Origin of the sequence: Pseudomonas sp. W2Jun17 (assembly GCF_023127795.1) — a bacterium.
Classification (GTDB): domain Bacteria; phylum Pseudomonadota; class Gammaproteobacteria; order Pseudomonadales; family Pseudomonadaceae; genus Aquipseudomonas; species Aquipseudomonas synxantha_A.
In genome coordinates this window covers 1-15,743 of record NZ_SPKO01000011.1, presented here as the reverse complement: position 1 = coordinate 15,743, position 15,743 = coordinate 1, and the positions used below count along the sequence as shown (strand labels likewise).

Here is a 15,743-nt window from a genome sequence, read left to right as displayed (position 1 = left end):
CCAACCCGCAGGGTATTCACCATACCCGTCGGGGTGTCGTGCATGCCCTGTTTCGTTCCTATTGGAGAAACACTCATGAACGACCTATCCCAAGTCTCTGAATCGCCCTTGGCCATCGGCCTGACTGAGTTCATCGACGAATTCGGTGATGAATTATTGGACTCCCTCAATCGCTCTAACCCACCGGTCTATTCCGGCAACATCAACGAAGCCCATCAACGGGTTATGAGCGAACTCAAACGCCAGGCATTCCCTGCTCAAGCTGATGTAGTGCAGGCCGTTGCAGCTTTATTGCTAGACCGCAACGAGCAGGCAGCCGTTATCAATGCTGAAATGGGCACTGGAAAAACCATGATGGCCATCGCAGTAGCCGCTGTCATGCACAGTGCGGGCTACCGCCGCACTTTGGTGGTTTCGCCTCCACACCTGGTCTACAAATGGCGACGGGAGATACTCGAAACCATCCCAGACGCACGCGTGTGGGTTCTCAATGGACCCGATACGCTGGTTAAGCTGATCAAGCTACGTGACCAACTGGGGGGTCCTTACGATGGCCGAAAAGAGTTCTTCATTCTCGGACGCGTGCGAATGCGCATGGGGTATCACTGGCGTACGGTATGTTGGCCACGTCGCGCCAGCGGCGGATACAACTTCGCAGGATGTCCCGACTGCGGACGCCTTCTGGAGGACTTAGAAGGCAACCGTGTGACTGTCGAAGAGTTTCACCGAGAGGAACGCCGTCGGAGCTGCCCCCATTGCCAAGGACAACTCTGGACGCTGATGCGCCCGGGCAAAGCCGACAACGGAACTCGTCGTGCGACCATACTAAAATCGATGTGCCGGATTCCGACTATCGGCCCAGTACGTGCGGACAGATTGTTGAATGACTTCGGGGAGGACTTCCTCGCCTCGATGCTGATTGACAACGTCAGCGAATTCATCAACCTGATGGACGCTCAGGGCAATTTCATCTTCAGCGACCGCCAAGCCAAACGCATGGAGCGCGCCATGGCCAACATTGAGTTTGGCTTTGGCGAGGGCGGTTACCAACCCACCGAGTTCATCAAACGCTACCTACCAGACGGATATTTCGACCTGCTGGTGGTGGATGAAGGACATGAATACAAAAACAGTGGCTCGGCCCAGGGTCAAGCCATGGGTGTATTGGCAGCGAAAGCACGTAAAACCGTGCTGCTGACAGGCACCCTCATGGGTGGCTATGCCGATGATCTGTTCTACCTCCTGTTCCGAATACTTACCCGGCGAATGATCGAGGACGGTTACAAACCAAACTCGCGCGGAAGTATGGCACCGGCCGCGATGTCATTCATGCGCGACCACGGCGTATTGAAGGACATTTACACCGAGCGGGACAACGTGTCACACAAAACAGCCAAGGGAAAAAAACTCTCGGTGCGAACGGTGAAAGCCCCAGGCTTCGGCCCTAAAGGCATTCACCGCTTTGTGTTGCCGTTCACCGTGTTTCTGAAACTTAAAGATATCGGTGGCAACGTGTTGCCGGCGTATCAGGAGGAATTTGTCGATATCAGCATGTCTGCAGAGCAAGCGTCGGCCTATCAGCAATTGGCAGGAAAACTGACGCAGGAACTTCGCCAAGCATTGGCCCGTCGAGACACTACCTTGCTAGGGGTAGTACTCAACGTGCTGCTGGCTTGGCCTGACTGCTGCTTTCGACCGGAGATCGTTAAGCACCCGCGTAGCAAAGATACCTTGGCGTTCGTCCCCTCGATCTTTGCAGATGAGCAAATAATGCCGAAGGAGAAAGCACTGCTCGAGCTCTGCCTCACGGAAAAAGCCAAAGGCCGGAAGGTTCTGGCCTATACCGTGTACAGCGGCACTCGAGACACCACCTCTCGCCTGAAACGACTGCTGGAGCAATCTGGTTTAAAAGTAGCGGTCCTGAGGGCGTCAGTAGATACCGCCAGGCGCGAGGATTGGATCCTCGACCAGGTAGACAGAGGTGTCGACGTACTGATCACTAACCCGGAGCTGGTCAAGACCGGGTTGGATTTGCTCGATTTTCCGACCATTGCGTTCCTGCAGACGGGGTACAACGTATACACCTTGCAACAGGCAGCTCGACGGTCATGGCGGATTGGGCAAAAGCAGCCGGTGCGGGTGGTTTTTTTTGGCTATGCCGGCAGCTCTCAGATTACTTGCCTGCAGTTGATGGCCAAGAAAATCGCCGTGGCTCAAAGCACGTCGGGAGATGTGCCAGATTCTGGTCTCGACTCGCTGAACCAAGATGGTGATTCAGTTGAAATGACACTTGCAAGGCAGCTCATTGCTTCATAGTTTTACGGCCACCTTCGGGTGGCCATTTTTTTATAACGACCCCAATTTACCTGCGGCCAACTCGACACTTCAAAAACCATGCGTCCTGGAAAACCTATTTCCTGATGCACCTAAGAGACCGGTTTGAGAGGGTGTATTCGCTTTTGCGCGAGGACGCCCATGAACCTACCACGCCCTACTCGAACCACAGCGATACTCAGTCTGTGCCTTGCATTATTGGCAGGCATTCTGGGTTATGAGCATCATCAACTCTCCCAACTCAGCAACAGCTTGGCTGCGACTGCAGACAAAGAGTCGCTCGATGCGTTGTTGACGCGGCTGGGCAAAGTCGATGAGCGACTGGACACGGTAGCCGGCAACCACCTGGTGACCAATGAGGACTTCCGAGCCGGGCAGCAGGCTTTATCGAATCGAATTGATGCCGCACAAGCGTATGCAAAGCAAGCGACGGAGTCAGCGCAAGAAATCTCTCAAAATACTGCGTCTGCTGGTGAATTGGTAGTCCTCAAAGCCAGCGTCGAAACACTCGATAGCCGTCTTCAAGAACTCAGTCAGTCACGAATCAAACAAACCACCGCTGTTCCCCTCAAGCCCAAGCCTAAGCCCGTTGCCCGACAACCAAAGCGGCCAACACCGCCCGCTACCACCACTGTCACACCGCAAACACCCCCTTTTACCGTTGTCGGTATCGAGTATCGCGGCGGTGAACGCTTTTTGTCCGTAGCACCGCCTGGCAGCACGCAGTTGAATCAAATTTACCTTATCCGACCAGGTGACGCTGTGGCGGGCACCGCCTGGCGACTCAACGCGCTGGACGGAAGATCCGCACGCTTTGACGTGGCCGGAGCACCTCAAACCGTAAACGTCGCGCAATAGGACCTCTTTTATGCACTCCCCTACCACTTCCTCGAAAACAATGAAGCCCAGGAACATTTTGGGTTTCATTGCAGGCTTGGCCACCTTCGCGTTTGCATACGGCTGTCATGCGGCTTCGGGGCAATCAACGTCGATCTCGAACACTCAGAACAGTGAAGTTCACAACTCTTCTCAAGGAGCAAGTCAGACAGAACTCGCCCGCGAGTGGGGACTGACCCCCCAAGAATGGTCCCGTTTTCAAACTGTGATGGAGGGTCCTCGCGGAATCTATTCGCCAGGCCTGGATCCTCTGACAGCACTTGGCATCGAAGCGAAGTCGGAGGAGGAGCGCCGACGCTATGCAGAGCTGCAGGTGCGAGCCGAGCGACAGCGTATCGATAAGGAATTGGCGTACCAAAGGGCCTATGACCAAGCCTTCGCACGTCTTTACCCCAATGAAAAAGTCATCCAACTATCGTCCAACCCTGCATCTGCTCCTGGTCCGGGAGCGTTAACTGCTGTGAAAGGCACTGGACGACTAGCCGTCTTTGTTCAAAACAGTTGCAACGCATGTATTGACCGCGTCAAAGACTTACAACACCAGAAACAGTCCTTTGATCTGTATTTCGTTGGTAGTCAAGCTGATGACGAAATAATTCGCCGCTGGGCCATCTTGGCCGGAGTCGAACCGGCCAGCGTGCGAAGCCGACAGATCACACTGAATCACGATGCCGGTCGATGGCTTGGCCTTGGACTCGGCGGTGAGCTGCCGGCCGTGGTACGCGAGGTGAATGGACAATGGCAGCGTCTGTAATTCGCGCGGCTTTAACGGCGGGGCTACTGCTTACCGCGGCATTTGCAAACGGTGCCGAGGTTCCGCCGCCGGCCTATCAGTTGATTGCCCTGCCTGCCGGCGTTCCGTCCGAGGTGCTGTACTCCGTTGCACTGCAAGAGAGCGGCACCCGACTTCGCGGCCAGATCGTCCCCTGGCCCTGGACGTTGAATGTCGCCGGCGCCGGATATCGCTTTGCTACACGCAGCGATGCTTGCAGAGCGTTGATGATTGCCCTTCAGACCGCAGGCCCAAATAGAGTCGACGTCGGTCTTGGACAAACCAACATCGGTGCCAACGGCCACCGTTATAGCTATCCGTGCGAAGGGCTGGATCCTTACAAAAACCTCTCGGTTACGGCCCAGATCCTGGCTGAGCAAAAAGCCAAAGGAGGCGATTGGATCACCGCTGCAGGCCGGTACCACCGCCCTGCCGGAGGAGAACCCGCTGCCCGCTACCGACGAGCTTTTGCCAAACACCTCAGCCGGGTCACCGGTATCAACTTGATGGCGAATAATCCATGAATAGATTGCTGCATCTACCTGTTTTGCTGTGTTTGGCCTCCCCCATGGCGGCGCATGCCACCTCGCTGATTGTTGTTGAAGACCGAGGGGGTGTTTCCGCTCTGCCCTACTATCAGGACTTGGCTCCAGAACCTACCGAGCAGTCAGCACAGGCAGAGACTATTGGTGTGCGTGGGCAAGGCTCGTTTCCAGTGCGCTCTGACCAACTGACACCCGGGCAGGTCCAGGGCCGGGTAATCAATGCACCAGGCCTGCAACCATTGTTTCTTGTAGGCGACGATGAAAGCTCCAGAAAGTGGTTATCTCAGCGCCGCGATCAGTTACAGCAACTGCAGGCAGTTGGCCTTGTGGTTAACGTGGCCAGCGCCGAGCGGTTTGCCGAAATCCAACAATGGGCAGGAAATCTACAGTTGGTCCCGGCACCATCAAATGATCTGGCACAGCGCCTGGGAATCCAGCATTACCCGCTGCTGATCACTGCCACAACGATCCAGCAGTAATCAGGGTATGGCCTCACTTACGCACATCACCTTGGTCATCAAGCAACCGAATGACCCACGAGCGGGCCAGCTGCTTTTTGAACAGGTTACCTATGTCGCCAAGCTCTATGGCGGCACCGTCATCACCCGCTTACCTGGTGACGAGGTGGAGCTATGTCAGCGGCTAAAAGAACGCCTGCCCGAGGCAGTTGAGCAAGTGAGGCAAGAGTTGGCCAATTCATCATCAAGCATCAAAGGAGGAACCCGGCCCCATGAAGCTGACCAAGAAGCAACGCTGCGAGCTTCATGCTAAATTCGCGGGCCATTGCGCATACTGCGGTGTGCTGTTGGGTGACCGGTGGCCTGCGGACCACAAGGAAGCAGTATGGCGAGAACCTGAAAGGGTGAACGGCAAGTACACCGGCGCCATCATTTTTGGGCTGCCGGAGAACCACACCATCAGCAACATGATGCCCGCGTGCGTGCCTTGTAACTTGAGCAAGGCAGCGATGCCATTGGAGGTCTGGCGAAAGCGCATTGCTGATCACGTCAACTCCCTCAACAGCTACCACCCCATATACCGCCTGGCCAAGTCCTATGGGCTGATAGTTGAGACAGGCAAGCCAGTCGTTTTCCATTTCGAAACAGTGGGGCCACTGCCCTCTTTCACTCATAGGAAGTGATCCATGGCCACCTCCTACACCATTGAGTCGTTACTACGCCCTGCCGTCGAGCTGTACACAGTTTGCGTATGTGTCGCTGCGGCGTTGCTTTGTATTTTCGCGCCCTGGGCGGTTGCTCTGACGCCCTTATTCGGCGTGGTTGCCGGTACAGGCTTTCTGGGTCTGGGGTTCATCCGCCTGAAACAGGCATTGGTGGTGCTGCGTTACCGACGCAATATTCGGCGCCTGCCCCACTACACCATGACCAGCAAAGACATGCCGGTCAGCAATGAGCGGCTATTCATCGGGAAAGGTTTTCGCTGGACCCAAAAACATACTCAGCGGTTGATGGAGACCTACCTCCCAAAATACGCCGAGTATGTCGAGCCCACCTCTATTCATACCTTTGCTCGCAGAATTGAAGAGCGTTTGGAGTTCGCGCCCTTTCCAATCAAATTGCTGTCAAAGGCTACCTCGTGGGATGTGCCATTTAACCCGGCGCGTCCATTTCCTCCAGTCGGAGGACTACCGCGCTTACACGGTGTAGAGCCGAACGAAGCGGATGTCAGCCTGCCACTGGGCGAACGGGTTGGGCACTCCCTTGTATTGGGGACTACTCGTGTTGGAAAAACCCGCCTGGCAGAGTTGTTCATCACCCAAGACATCAGACGAATCCGCCGTAATCCCCGGCGCCGCGTACACATGGGGCGCCGCGTGCAACCGGTTCATCGAAGCCAGCGCCATGAAGAAGTGGACCTAGAACGGGAAGTGGTGATTGTCTTCGACCCTAAAAGCGATGCAGACCTTCTGAAGCGCATGTACATCGAATGCAAGCGCGCCAACCGACTGCAGGAATTCTACGTATTCCACCTTGGATGGCCGGACCTTTCAGCGCGCTATAACGCTGTTGGCCGTTTCGGTCGAATTTCGGAGGTAGCGACCCGGATTGCCGGTCAACTGTCAGGGGAAGGTAACTCCGCGGCATTCCGCGAATTCGCCTGGCGGTTCGTCAACATCATCGCGCGCGGTTTGGTGGCTTTGGGACGTCGACCGGACTACGAACAGATCCTAAAGCATGTGACCAATATTGATGCGCTATTCGTTGAGTATGCACAGAAGCACTTCGCTGAACATGATCCTAAGGCCTGGCAAACCATCGTTGAACTGGAAGGCAAGATCGATCGTAAAAACCTCAGCTTCGCCATGAAGGATCGACCGCTGCGCGTGGTGGCCCTGGACATGTACCTCACACAGCAACGCAACTCCGATCCCGTGATGGAGGGTCTGCGATCAGCGGTGCGTTATGACAAAACCTATTTTGACAAAATCGTGGCCAGCCTACTGCCATTGCTGGAAAAACTGACTACAGGACGAATTGCAGAGCTGCTATCACCTGACTATATGGATCTTGAAGATCCACGTCCGATTTTCGACTGGATGCAGATCATCCGCAAACGGGCGGTGGTCTATATCGGTTTGGATGCCTTGTCCGATACCGAGGTTGCTGCGGCCGTGGGCAACTCGATGTTTAGCGACCTGGTGTCAGTAGCGGGCCACATATACAAATTCGGCATCGATGATGGCTTACCTGGGGCCACCGGCGGCAAGGTGGCGATTAACGTTCACGCGGACGAGTTCAACGAACTGATGGGCGATGAATTCATACCGATGATCAACAAAGGCGGCGGCGCCGGCATGCAGGTCACGGCCTACACCCAAACCATGAGCGATATTGAAGCGAAAATCGGTAACCGGGCTAAAGCTGGCCAAGTGATCGGTAACTTCAACAACCTTTTCATGCTGCGTGTACGTGAGACTGCAACTGCCGAGCTGTTAACCAATCAATTACCCAAGGTTCAGGTGTTCACTAGTACGCCAGCGAGCAGTGCAAATGACGCCATTAATGGTAATGCCGCTTTCACCTCTAACATCCACGATCAGATCCAAAGTGTCAGCGTGCCGATGATCGAGCCGGCGCATGTGGTTTCGCTGCCCAAGGGACAATGCTTTGCGCTGATGGAAGGCGGCAATTTGTGGAAGATCCGTATGCCGTTGCCCGCAAGCGATCCCGATGAAGCGATGCCCAAGGATCTTCAGACCATGTTGGAAGGTATGCGTAAGGGACCCGGAACCAGCAGCGACTGGTGGCAAGCGCCGGGATATCAGGCATTAAGTGAATCGCTTCCTGATGACCTGGTAGACGACTTCCGCCAGATGGCCAATACCGGGAAAGCCGCATAGGTCTGAGGGAGCATAACCATGGCCGATATCGCGGAAAAAGCCCAGCAGCAACAGGAAGGTCAAAAAAACTTCCTGGGCATGCTGTTCTCTACCCCTTTTCATTTCTTGGGTGTGATATTCGGCTCCTTGCTCGGCGCTATCGCCGTTGAATGGCTTTGCATGTACACGTTCTGGCCGGATGCCGGCTGGAAACATGCTCAGCAGATGTTCCAACACGAACTGGGCTGGCTGTCCCAGGAACTGCTGCACAGCGTTGTCATCAAAGAACCGGGGCGTACGGCAACCTGGCTGGCACAAACGGTCTATGACTGGCTGATGGTGAAAACCGGCATGCAGGACAACATAAATGCACTGACACAGTACGCTCGCTCAACATCACCACAACAAACGGGAACCTTGAACCTTCGATACGAACTCGGTCGGGCGATGATCAAATTCCAGGACTACGGCTTAGCCGCATTATACACAGTCCTGACCTTCTGTGTGCGAATGGTCATTCTGACGTTGACGATTCCACTGTTCGCACTGGCGGCGTTCACTGGCTTGGTCGATGGCCTGGTGCGGCGTGATCTACGAAAATTCGGCTCCGGCCGCGAGTCAAGTTACCTGTATCACAAAGCCAGGGGGACGATCATTCCGCTGACCATCGTGCCCTGGACGGTCTACCTGGCCATCCCCATCAGCATCAGCCCCCTTTTGATTCTGTTGCCCTGCGCCGTGCTGTTGGGTGTGTCCGTTTACATCACCGTCTCAAGCTTCAAAAAATACCTTTAGGAGCTGCTCATGCAGTGGACTCAAGAACAGCAGCCCATCATCCATTCCACGGCTGACAAGCTACTGGTTCAGGCTTTTGCCGGTACCGGCAAAACCACCTACTGAATCTGAGCAACTGATGTCTAACCTAAGTTGAGTAGGAAAAAATACTAGAGTGGAAGCCGCTAACAAGGGTTTTGTCACACTCTGGGCCGAAAGCGGACGCCTGCCGACCTAAAGCTCTAACTCCCCAAGCAAGAAGTCCATCCTCCGCTACCTGAAAAACACCGCCCAGCGCTTCCTGATCGCTTCCAGACGTCTTCGGGATGTATCTGCACGTCTGAATTAATCCTACGTCGATGCTGCTGTGGGCTATTCGATCAAGGAATAGTACTCGGGAGAACGTAGTGTGAGCAATGGATCGGCTAGCGGTAGCTCGCCAACTTTAAAAGATGCGGTCATTCGCTTAGCGGACGGTAAGGCACGAAGGTGGCAAATAGCGTGGCGTGTGGTGTCGAGGCTGCTTATCGTTGAGATATTAGGCGCTGCACAATTGCTTTAAGCTCCTTTAAGGCAAAGGGCTTTAGCAGGAGTTCGGACTGGCCGCTTTTTAGTGCGATCGCCGGGACAGCATTTTCCAAAAAGCCGGAAATGAAAAGAACTTTGAGCTTCGGGAATTTGTCGAGCGCGATCACCGCTAATTCATCGCCACTCATACTGCCGGGCAGACCGATGTCCGTGATCAGTAACGCTGCCTCTGACTGTGCTTCCACCTCCCGCAATGCTTGTGCAGCGGTTCCAGCCTTAGTGACCTGATAGCCGACTTCTTCCAACGCCTCACCAATAAGGTCACGAATGGCAACCTCGTCGTCGACCACGATTATTCTGGCGTTATCTGCTTGGAAATCGTATCCCATACTGCTGGGTACGCTGACATCAACAGTTGCGGCCTCGCTGTGGCGCAATGGCAGGAGAAGACTCACCGTAGTGCCTTTCCCCATAACTGATTCGATCCGGGCTTCACCCGATGATTGCTGGGCAAAGCCATAGACCATCGAGAGGCCCAGGCCGGTTCCAGAGCCCAAGGGTTTGGTGGTGAAGAATGGGTCGAAAGCGCGCTCAAGCACGCTCTGTGGCATACCCATCCCGGTATCAGATATCCGGAAAAGTGCGTATTGCCCTGCGTTCGGAGCTGTAGCGCCACCCGTGGCATCAACGCGGGTCTGGCTAATTTCGATCCGTAGCCGACCCCCATTAGGCATAGCGTCGCGTGCATTGATGCACAGGTTCAGTATCGCGTTTTCCAATTGGTGGGCGTCACATAAGCAAAGCAAGGTTTCTTCTGGCACCACTAGCTCCAGTTCGATCCGCGGCGTGAGGCTCCTGCTGATGAGCTCCCTCATTTCTTGAGCTAGCAACGCCAGGTTGACTACTGAGCTCGCCAGAGGCTGACGTCGGGCGTAGGCAAGCAGCCGATGTGTCAGAGAGGCTGCTCGGGCAGAAGCTTTTTGTGCGAGCCCTACATATAGTTGTAGGCCCTCTTGCTTGCCCTGGGCGATACGTCGGTCGAGCATGTCCAAGCTGCCAGTGATCACGGTCAGCAGGTTATTGAAGTCATGGGCCAATCCACCTGTTAGCTGGCCCACTGCTTCCATCTTCTGGCTCTGCTGCAACTGCGAACTCACTTGCTCAAGCGCTTCTTGACGTTCCTTGTATAGAGTAACGTCCCGAGCGACCGCAAAGTACAGCCCCTCTCGACGTGCTATTCGCCAGTTCAGGTGCAGCGGTTTGCCATTGGCGCGAGAGCCTTGGGTATCGAGCTCTGCGATATCCCCTCTGCCCAGGGTGCGTAGGGCATCCGACAGTTGTGAGGGGGAGATGAAGCAGAAAAATGCGCCTCCCTTGAGTTCTAGATCTGAAAGCCCGGTTTCGGTTTGCCAGGCCGGATTCATCGCCACGACGTCCCCGCCCTCGGACAGCGTGCAGATTAGGTCAGGGGATACATTCCAGATACCATCTCGCTCCAGCGTACGACGCTCGACCTCATACTCCAGACGATCATTGACGGCGTAGAGGGCGCGCAAGGTTCTTCGGAACAAAGCGCAAACAACCGCCATGCCGAAAGTCACAAGGGCGAAACTCGCACTACTCGCCCAGGCGGTAAAGCCATCATTGAAGCCAATCTCGCCAATGAAGAAATAGTGTGTGGTGACCACTGCTAGCACGCAGCCTAAGCCCGACGGGCCAATGCCGAAGAAGAAACCGATGAACATCAGGCCCGGTATGAAAAATAGATACGGTAATGCGGTGAATGAAAGCTGAACACGCACGGCGGCACAAAGCGCGATGACCATGACGGTGCCGGCGTAGCTGACCGGAGGGCTTGGCTGGTTGCGCGCCAATCGGCGCACCACCTCAAGAGTGCGAGAGAGAATACTTATCAAGTGTTGCTCCGTCGGGGCAGGGTCAGAGAACTGAGGTGCGAATTGTCGGCAGTCGATACGGCGACGGTTCGCCACCGCAGATAATTATCGGCAACAAGGCCTTCAGATTTAAGCGGTTCACAACTAGGGCCTATAGTTTCTGACTAACAGCGTAATGGCTAACCATAATTGTGTGACTTTGGCGCTGTGATAAGCTAAAGCCATAGAATTAGCACCTAATCTTGTTTTTTTCAGCCGATTTATTACTCAATAGTAGCCGACATGACGACGAGTAACTCATCGCCCGAAGAAGAACGCGCTCGGCTGGTCGACGTAGACCGTTTGACTTCGGACTTGGAAAGCGGCACAGACCCTGTGCTCAATAGCATCGTGGCAATGGTCTCCAGCTATTTTAAGGTGCCTACTTCGATGGTAAGCATCATCGAGCGCGACTATCAGGTTTTCAAGGCCCGTGTGGGCATTGAATCTGAACGGACGCCACGAGAAATGTCCTTCTGCGTCCACAGCCTCGCCGAAGGGGGATTCTGGAAGTGTGCGACCCTGTCGCTGACCCGCGTTTCTTGAGCAACCCCTTGGTAATAGGCGCTCCGTTCATCCGGTATTACGCAGGTGCTCCGTTGACGATCAACTCAGGGCGCACCCTGGGCAGGCTCTGCGTGATTGACCATAAATCGCACACGCCGATGGACGAGCAAGGGCGAAACCTTCTGCGCAACGCGGCCCAGGTCGTGGTGGCGCGGTTGGAGTCCATGCATCGCTCGCATTACATCGACCCGATGACTGGCTTACCCAACCGGCAGCGCTTTGAAGCAGACATTCTGCAGCCACCTGATCAGGATGAGCGGGTCGCTATCCTTATAGAGCCGCTCTCCGCATCGGGGATGGACAGTTTGGCGAAGTCGCTTGGCAGCGAGTTTTTCACCGACTTTATGCTGGCGGTCAAAGAGCTGCTCTTGAAGTTGCTGCCCCACGGTACGCGTTTGTACCGCTCCGGTACCCTGGGCTTTGTCGCACTGCTCGGCCACCGGACACTTTCGCTGTCCAGCCTGATCGACAGCATCGTGCATGCGTTCAAAAGGCAGTTGTACTGTATGGATGTACCCGTTTTTTCCGATGTAGGGATCTGCGTACTGCCGCTCAAGCACGAGCCTGGCCAGCCAACGGATATCCTACGTCTAATGTCCAGCATCACTGATGCTGCGCGCCGAAGCAAGCAGCGTTGGCTCCATTACGATCCCGCGATCGACTCTAGCCTCCGACGCAGCACCGCGCTGCTCAATGACATCGTAGCGGCACTTGCCACCAGTGATCAGTTCAAGCTGGTCTACCAACCTCGTGTCGATCTTGCCAGCAACCGGTGCGTTGCGGTTGAGGCACTGCTGCGTTGGTCACATCCCAAGTTGGGTGAAATTAGCCCCGCTGAATTCATCCCACTGGCCGAAACCACAGCTTCTATTCGCCACATCACCAACTGGGTAGTACGGCGCGTCTGTGAGCAGCTATCAGACTGGCGCGCTCAGGGCTTGGAAATGACCGTCTCCTTAAACATCTCGGCACTGGATCTGACTGACGGGCATCTGTTCGAACAGTTGGTCGAAGCCCTGCAAGCCTTCAAGGTTGCACCACGACTCATTGAGCTCGAATTTACCGAAAGCGTCTTGGTAACCGACTTCCAAGCCGTGCGGGTTGAGCTGCAACGCTTTCGCGATCTCGGCGTTGCCATTGGGATTGACGACTTTGGCAGTGGTTACAGTAACTGGGCCTACCTGCGCCAGATTCCAGCAACCAGTGTCAAGCTCGATCGCTCACTGCTTGCTGACCTTCAGCCGGGTAACAGCGAATGGCACATCATCCGGGGCCTGATCAGTTTGGTGCGGAATCTTCGCCTGACCGTCGTGGCGGAAGGGATTGAAACGGAGCTGCACTACCACCTACTACGAGGTTGGGGCTGTCAGCAGGGCCAAGGTTATTACTTCGCTAAGCCATTATCCCCGGTCGCCCTTCTTGCCTGGTTTGACGAGGGTGCCTGGTTGTCTGGGCGGCCTAGCTGACGGATCAGCTCTGGGTCTACGAGACTGGAGTGGATTAGGTCGCATCAGCTAAAGCCGGCTTGAGGTTGATCAGTCTTTGGGCATTAGGGTCACAGGGAATGCGTCATACTTACAATTACTAAGGGTTGAAACTTGCGCTCAAATTAAGCGACACCGATAGAGAGGCCGAGTGCAACCGCTCTGTAGAGGGGGTTGCATTTAGTAAGTGAACCTCATCGTTGGTAATCAGCTTTAACGACGTTCGGACGGAGCTTCGAAAAGAAGATTTCTCCGCCCCTTAGCCGTTGCATTGAGGTCATCATGATCGGTTCAAGCCTTCGCAATGAATTGCAGGCTGCTTCGTTTTGGAAAGGCTGGTCCAGCCATCTATAGCTACGAGAGAGCGATTCAAGGAGCGGATCAAATCCGATTTAAACGTATCGATACGCATGATGCAATTCAGTGTCGAAGCTGGATCGGGCTGTAAGACATTCTCAGTATATTCATCCAGGGCGGTGGCCATCCCCCATATTCATCTCGTTTTCGTGGAGTCTCAGCCAGAACTTCGTTACAGCGTCACGATGCGAGTACGATGTCCGCTTCTGGCCGATTGTGTTGAAAAAGTCGACCCGGCCAAATGGGCAATGCATTGAGCGGTGAAAACGTGATTTTTATACGCTGCTACGTAAAATCCGAGTCCTGATCCTTCTGCGCGCAGTGCAGATTTCAATCTCAGACGCGTTCTTTTCTGAGCCGAACGCCGAAGCCGACTTTTTCAACAGAATCGGCCGAAAGGAGACGTTTGACCGTGTTCCCATTTTTTGGCCAAGCGTAGCTATTAGAGGACGACGCCTTCTTTTCGGACGCATTACCTGCGCTTTCAGACTTACTCATTAATCTTTCTCATATTGCAGCCGATGCCCCTAGTTTAGGGCATAGGAGCAATACAGATGAGAAACAACCAACCGGTTACGCAGCGCGAGGTTGTACTTGGGCCTCAACAGAAACTCATCTCGACAACGGATGCGCGGGGCGTCATCACCTACTGCAATGACGCCTTCGTCGAGATCAGCGGTTTCAACAATTCTGATCTAATCGGCGCGCCTCAAAACGTCGTTCGTCACCCTGACGTGCCCTCCGCCGTCTTCGCTCATATGTGGGGTGCACTCAAGCTTGGCAAGCCGTGGATGGGCATCGTCAAGAATCGCTCGAAGAACGGCGACCACTACTGGGTCAACGCCTACGTTACGCCGATTTTCGAGGGGCTGGAGGTTGTGGGCTATGAATCGGTGAGGGTCAAGCCGACGGTCGAGCAGATCCGTCGCGCCAACGCCCTCTATAAACGCCTCAGCCCGGGCAAGTCAGCCGTCCCAGTCAGAGATCAATGGCAACCCGCCCTAGCCTCCTGGCTGCCGGTGTTGGCCATGGGCCTGGTGGGGGCGTTGAGCGGCATGTTCCTCGGCATGTCCGTGGCGATGATCCTGACGGTCGGGGTATCGGTGCCGCTCGGGCTGTGGGTGTCGAGTAGGCAAAACCGCGGTGCGCTGCGTCTCCTGGAAATGGTCGAACCCTCAACTTGCGACGCTTTGCTGGCCAAAATGTACAGCGACGAACGCGGCTACCAGGCTCGCCTTGAAACGGCGTTTGTCAGCCAGGCCGCGCGACTCAATACGTGCCTCACCCGTTTGCAGGATACGGCTGAGCAACTAACCGGTCTGGCGGGCCGCTCAGACGGCCTTGCCACCGAAAGTTCCCTTGGGCTTGAACGCCAACGGGTTGAGACCGAGCAGGTGTCGGCCGCGGTCAATCAAATGGCGGCCACCACACAAGAAGTCGCCAGTCACGTCCAGCGCACCGCCGACGCTACCCAGGAAGCGAATGTATTAACCGGGCGCGGACGCGATGTGGCGCGGGGCACCCGAGAAGCCATTCAGCGCCTCTCGGTGGTGGTGGGTGAAACCGAACTGACCGTCGCGCAACTGGCCAAGGACAGCAATGAAATCGGTACGGTGGTCGATGTGATCAAGGGTATTGCCGACCAGACCAACCTGCTGGCGCTGAACGCCGCCATCGAAGCCGCGCGGGCGGGCGACATGGGTCGTGGCTTTGCTGTGGTCGCAGATGAAGTGCGCCAGTTGGCGCAGCGCACCACGGAGTCCACAGCGCAGATTCATGGGTTGATTTCCAAACTGCAGGTCTCGTCCAACAATGCGGTGAAAACCATGGAAAACGGGCATCGCCTGGCCGAAGAAGGCGTGGCGTGGGTACTTGAGGCAGATAAAGCATTGGTCGGGATCAGTGAAGCGGTCGCGAACATCACGGACATGACGACCCAGATTGCCGCGGCGACCGAAGAGCAAACCTCCGTGGCCGAGGAAATCAGCCGCAATATCACGACTATTGCCAACCTGGCAGACCAGACGTCTGAACAGGCCAAGCATTCGGCGGAGCTGAGCAAGGAACTGACCCAGACCGCCAATACCCAGTATTCATTGGTCGAGCGATTCAATCGATAATTTATCGATTGCTGCCCTTCCCGAAGGGCAGCTATCGAACGATTCTGTTGAAAAAGTCGGATTTTCAGATTGCCTGAACTCAAGCGCGACC

Annotated in this window: 13 protein-coding genes; 12 read left to right on the top strand and 1 reads right to left on the bottom strand. The window is 55.2% G+C overall.

The features are described from left to right. Positions 1-75: 75 nt before the first annotated feature. The 9 genes from E4O98_RS09000 (at position 76) to E4O98_RS08960 (ending at position 8,683) form a co-directional block, all read left to right on the top strand. The gene (locus E4O98_RS09000; protein WP_248134751.1) at positions 76-2,316 is read left to right on the top strand and encodes a DEAD/DEAH box helicase; all 2,241 of its coding nucleotides are present in this window, start codon (positions 76-78) and stop codon (positions 2,314-2,316) included. A gap of 159 nt (positions 2,317-2,475) precedes the next feature. Next, a complete protein-coding gene (locus tag E4O98_RS08995; protein WP_248134750.1) occupies positions 2,476-3,192 on the top strand; it encodes a methyl-accepting chemotaxis protein in 717 nt (238 codons plus the stop codon). A gap of 40 nt (positions 3,193-3,232) precedes the next feature. Beyond that, positions 3,233-3,985 carry a TIGR03759 family integrating conjugative element protein gene (locus E4O98_RS08990; protein ID WP_248134876.1) on the top strand — a complete coding sequence of 251 codons (753 nt, stop codon included), beginning with the start codon at positions 3,233-3,235 and terminating at the stop codon, positions 3,983-3,985. After that, entirely contained in the window at positions 3,970-4,527 is a 558-nt protein-coding gene (locus E4O98_RS08985; RefSeq protein ID WP_057725796.1) for a lytic transglycosylase, read from the top strand. Before E4O98_RS08990 ends, E4O98_RS08985 begins: the two co-directional genes overlap by 16 nt. Then, positions 4,524-5,027 (top strand): integrating conjugative element protein, encoded by a 504-nt coding sequence (locus E4O98_RS08980; RefSeq protein ID WP_248134748.1) that lies wholly within the window; start codon positions 4,524-4,526, stop codon positions 5,025-5,027. Before E4O98_RS08985 ends, E4O98_RS08980 begins: the two co-directional genes overlap by 4 nt. 7 nt (positions 5,028-5,034) lie before the next feature. Further along, positions 5,035-5,319: a hypothetical protein gene (locus tag E4O98_RS08975; protein ID WP_248134746.1), complete on the top strand. Its 285-nt coding sequence runs from the start codon at positions 5,035-5,037 to the stop codon at positions 5,317-5,319. Then, the gene (locus E4O98_RS08970; protein WP_248134745.1) at positions 5,279-5,689 is read left to right on the top strand and encodes an HNH endonuclease; all 411 of its coding nucleotides are present in this window, start codon (positions 5,279-5,281) and stop codon (positions 5,687-5,689) included. Before E4O98_RS08975 ends, E4O98_RS08970 begins: the two co-directional genes overlap by 41 nt. A 3-nt stretch (positions 5,690-5,692) precedes the next feature. After that, a complete protein-coding gene (gene traD, locus E4O98_RS08965; protein WP_248134744.1) occupies positions 5,693-7,909 on the top strand; it encodes a type IV conjugative transfer system coupling protein TraD in 2,217 nt (738 codons plus the stop codon). Positions 7,910-7,927: 18 nt separating this feature from the next. Beyond that, the gene (locus tag E4O98_RS08960; RefSeq protein ID WP_248134742.1) at positions 7,928-8,683 is read left to right on the top strand and encodes a TIGR03747 family integrating conjugative element membrane protein; all 756 of its coding nucleotides are present in this window, start codon (positions 7,928-7,930) and stop codon (positions 8,681-8,683) included. Between the two features lie 503 nt (positions 8,684-9,186). On the opposite strand, the gene E4O98_RS08950 is transcribed toward E4O98_RS08960, so the two are convergent. Further along, entirely contained in the window at positions 9,187-11,106 is a 1,920-nt protein-coding gene (locus tag E4O98_RS08950; protein WP_248134740.1) for an ATP-binding protein, read from the bottom strand. Between the two features lie 261 nt (positions 11,107-11,367). Here E4O98_RS08950 and E4O98_RS08945 point away from each other — a divergent pair, with 261 nt between their 5' ends. From E4O98_RS08945 to E4O98_RS08935, 3 genes are all read left to right on the top strand, one after another. After that, the gene (locus tag E4O98_RS08945; protein WP_248134738.1) at positions 11,368-11,670 is read left to right on the top strand and encodes a hypothetical protein; all 303 of its coding nucleotides are present in this window, start codon (positions 11,368-11,370) and stop codon (positions 11,668-11,670) included. Positions 11,671-11,723: 53 nt separating this feature from the next. Next, entirely contained in the window at positions 11,724-13,157 is a 1,434-nt protein-coding gene (locus E4O98_RS08940; protein ID WP_248134736.1) for a bifunctional diguanylate cyclase/phosphodiesterase, read from the top strand. 929 nt (positions 13,158-14,086) lie between these two features. Next, the gene (locus tag E4O98_RS08935; RefSeq protein WP_248134734.1) at positions 14,087-15,652 is read left to right on the top strand and encodes a PAS domain-containing methyl-accepting chemotaxis protein; all 1,566 of its coding nucleotides are present in this window, start codon (positions 14,087-14,089) and stop codon (positions 15,650-15,652) included. Positions 15,653-15,743 lie beyond the last annotated feature (91 nt).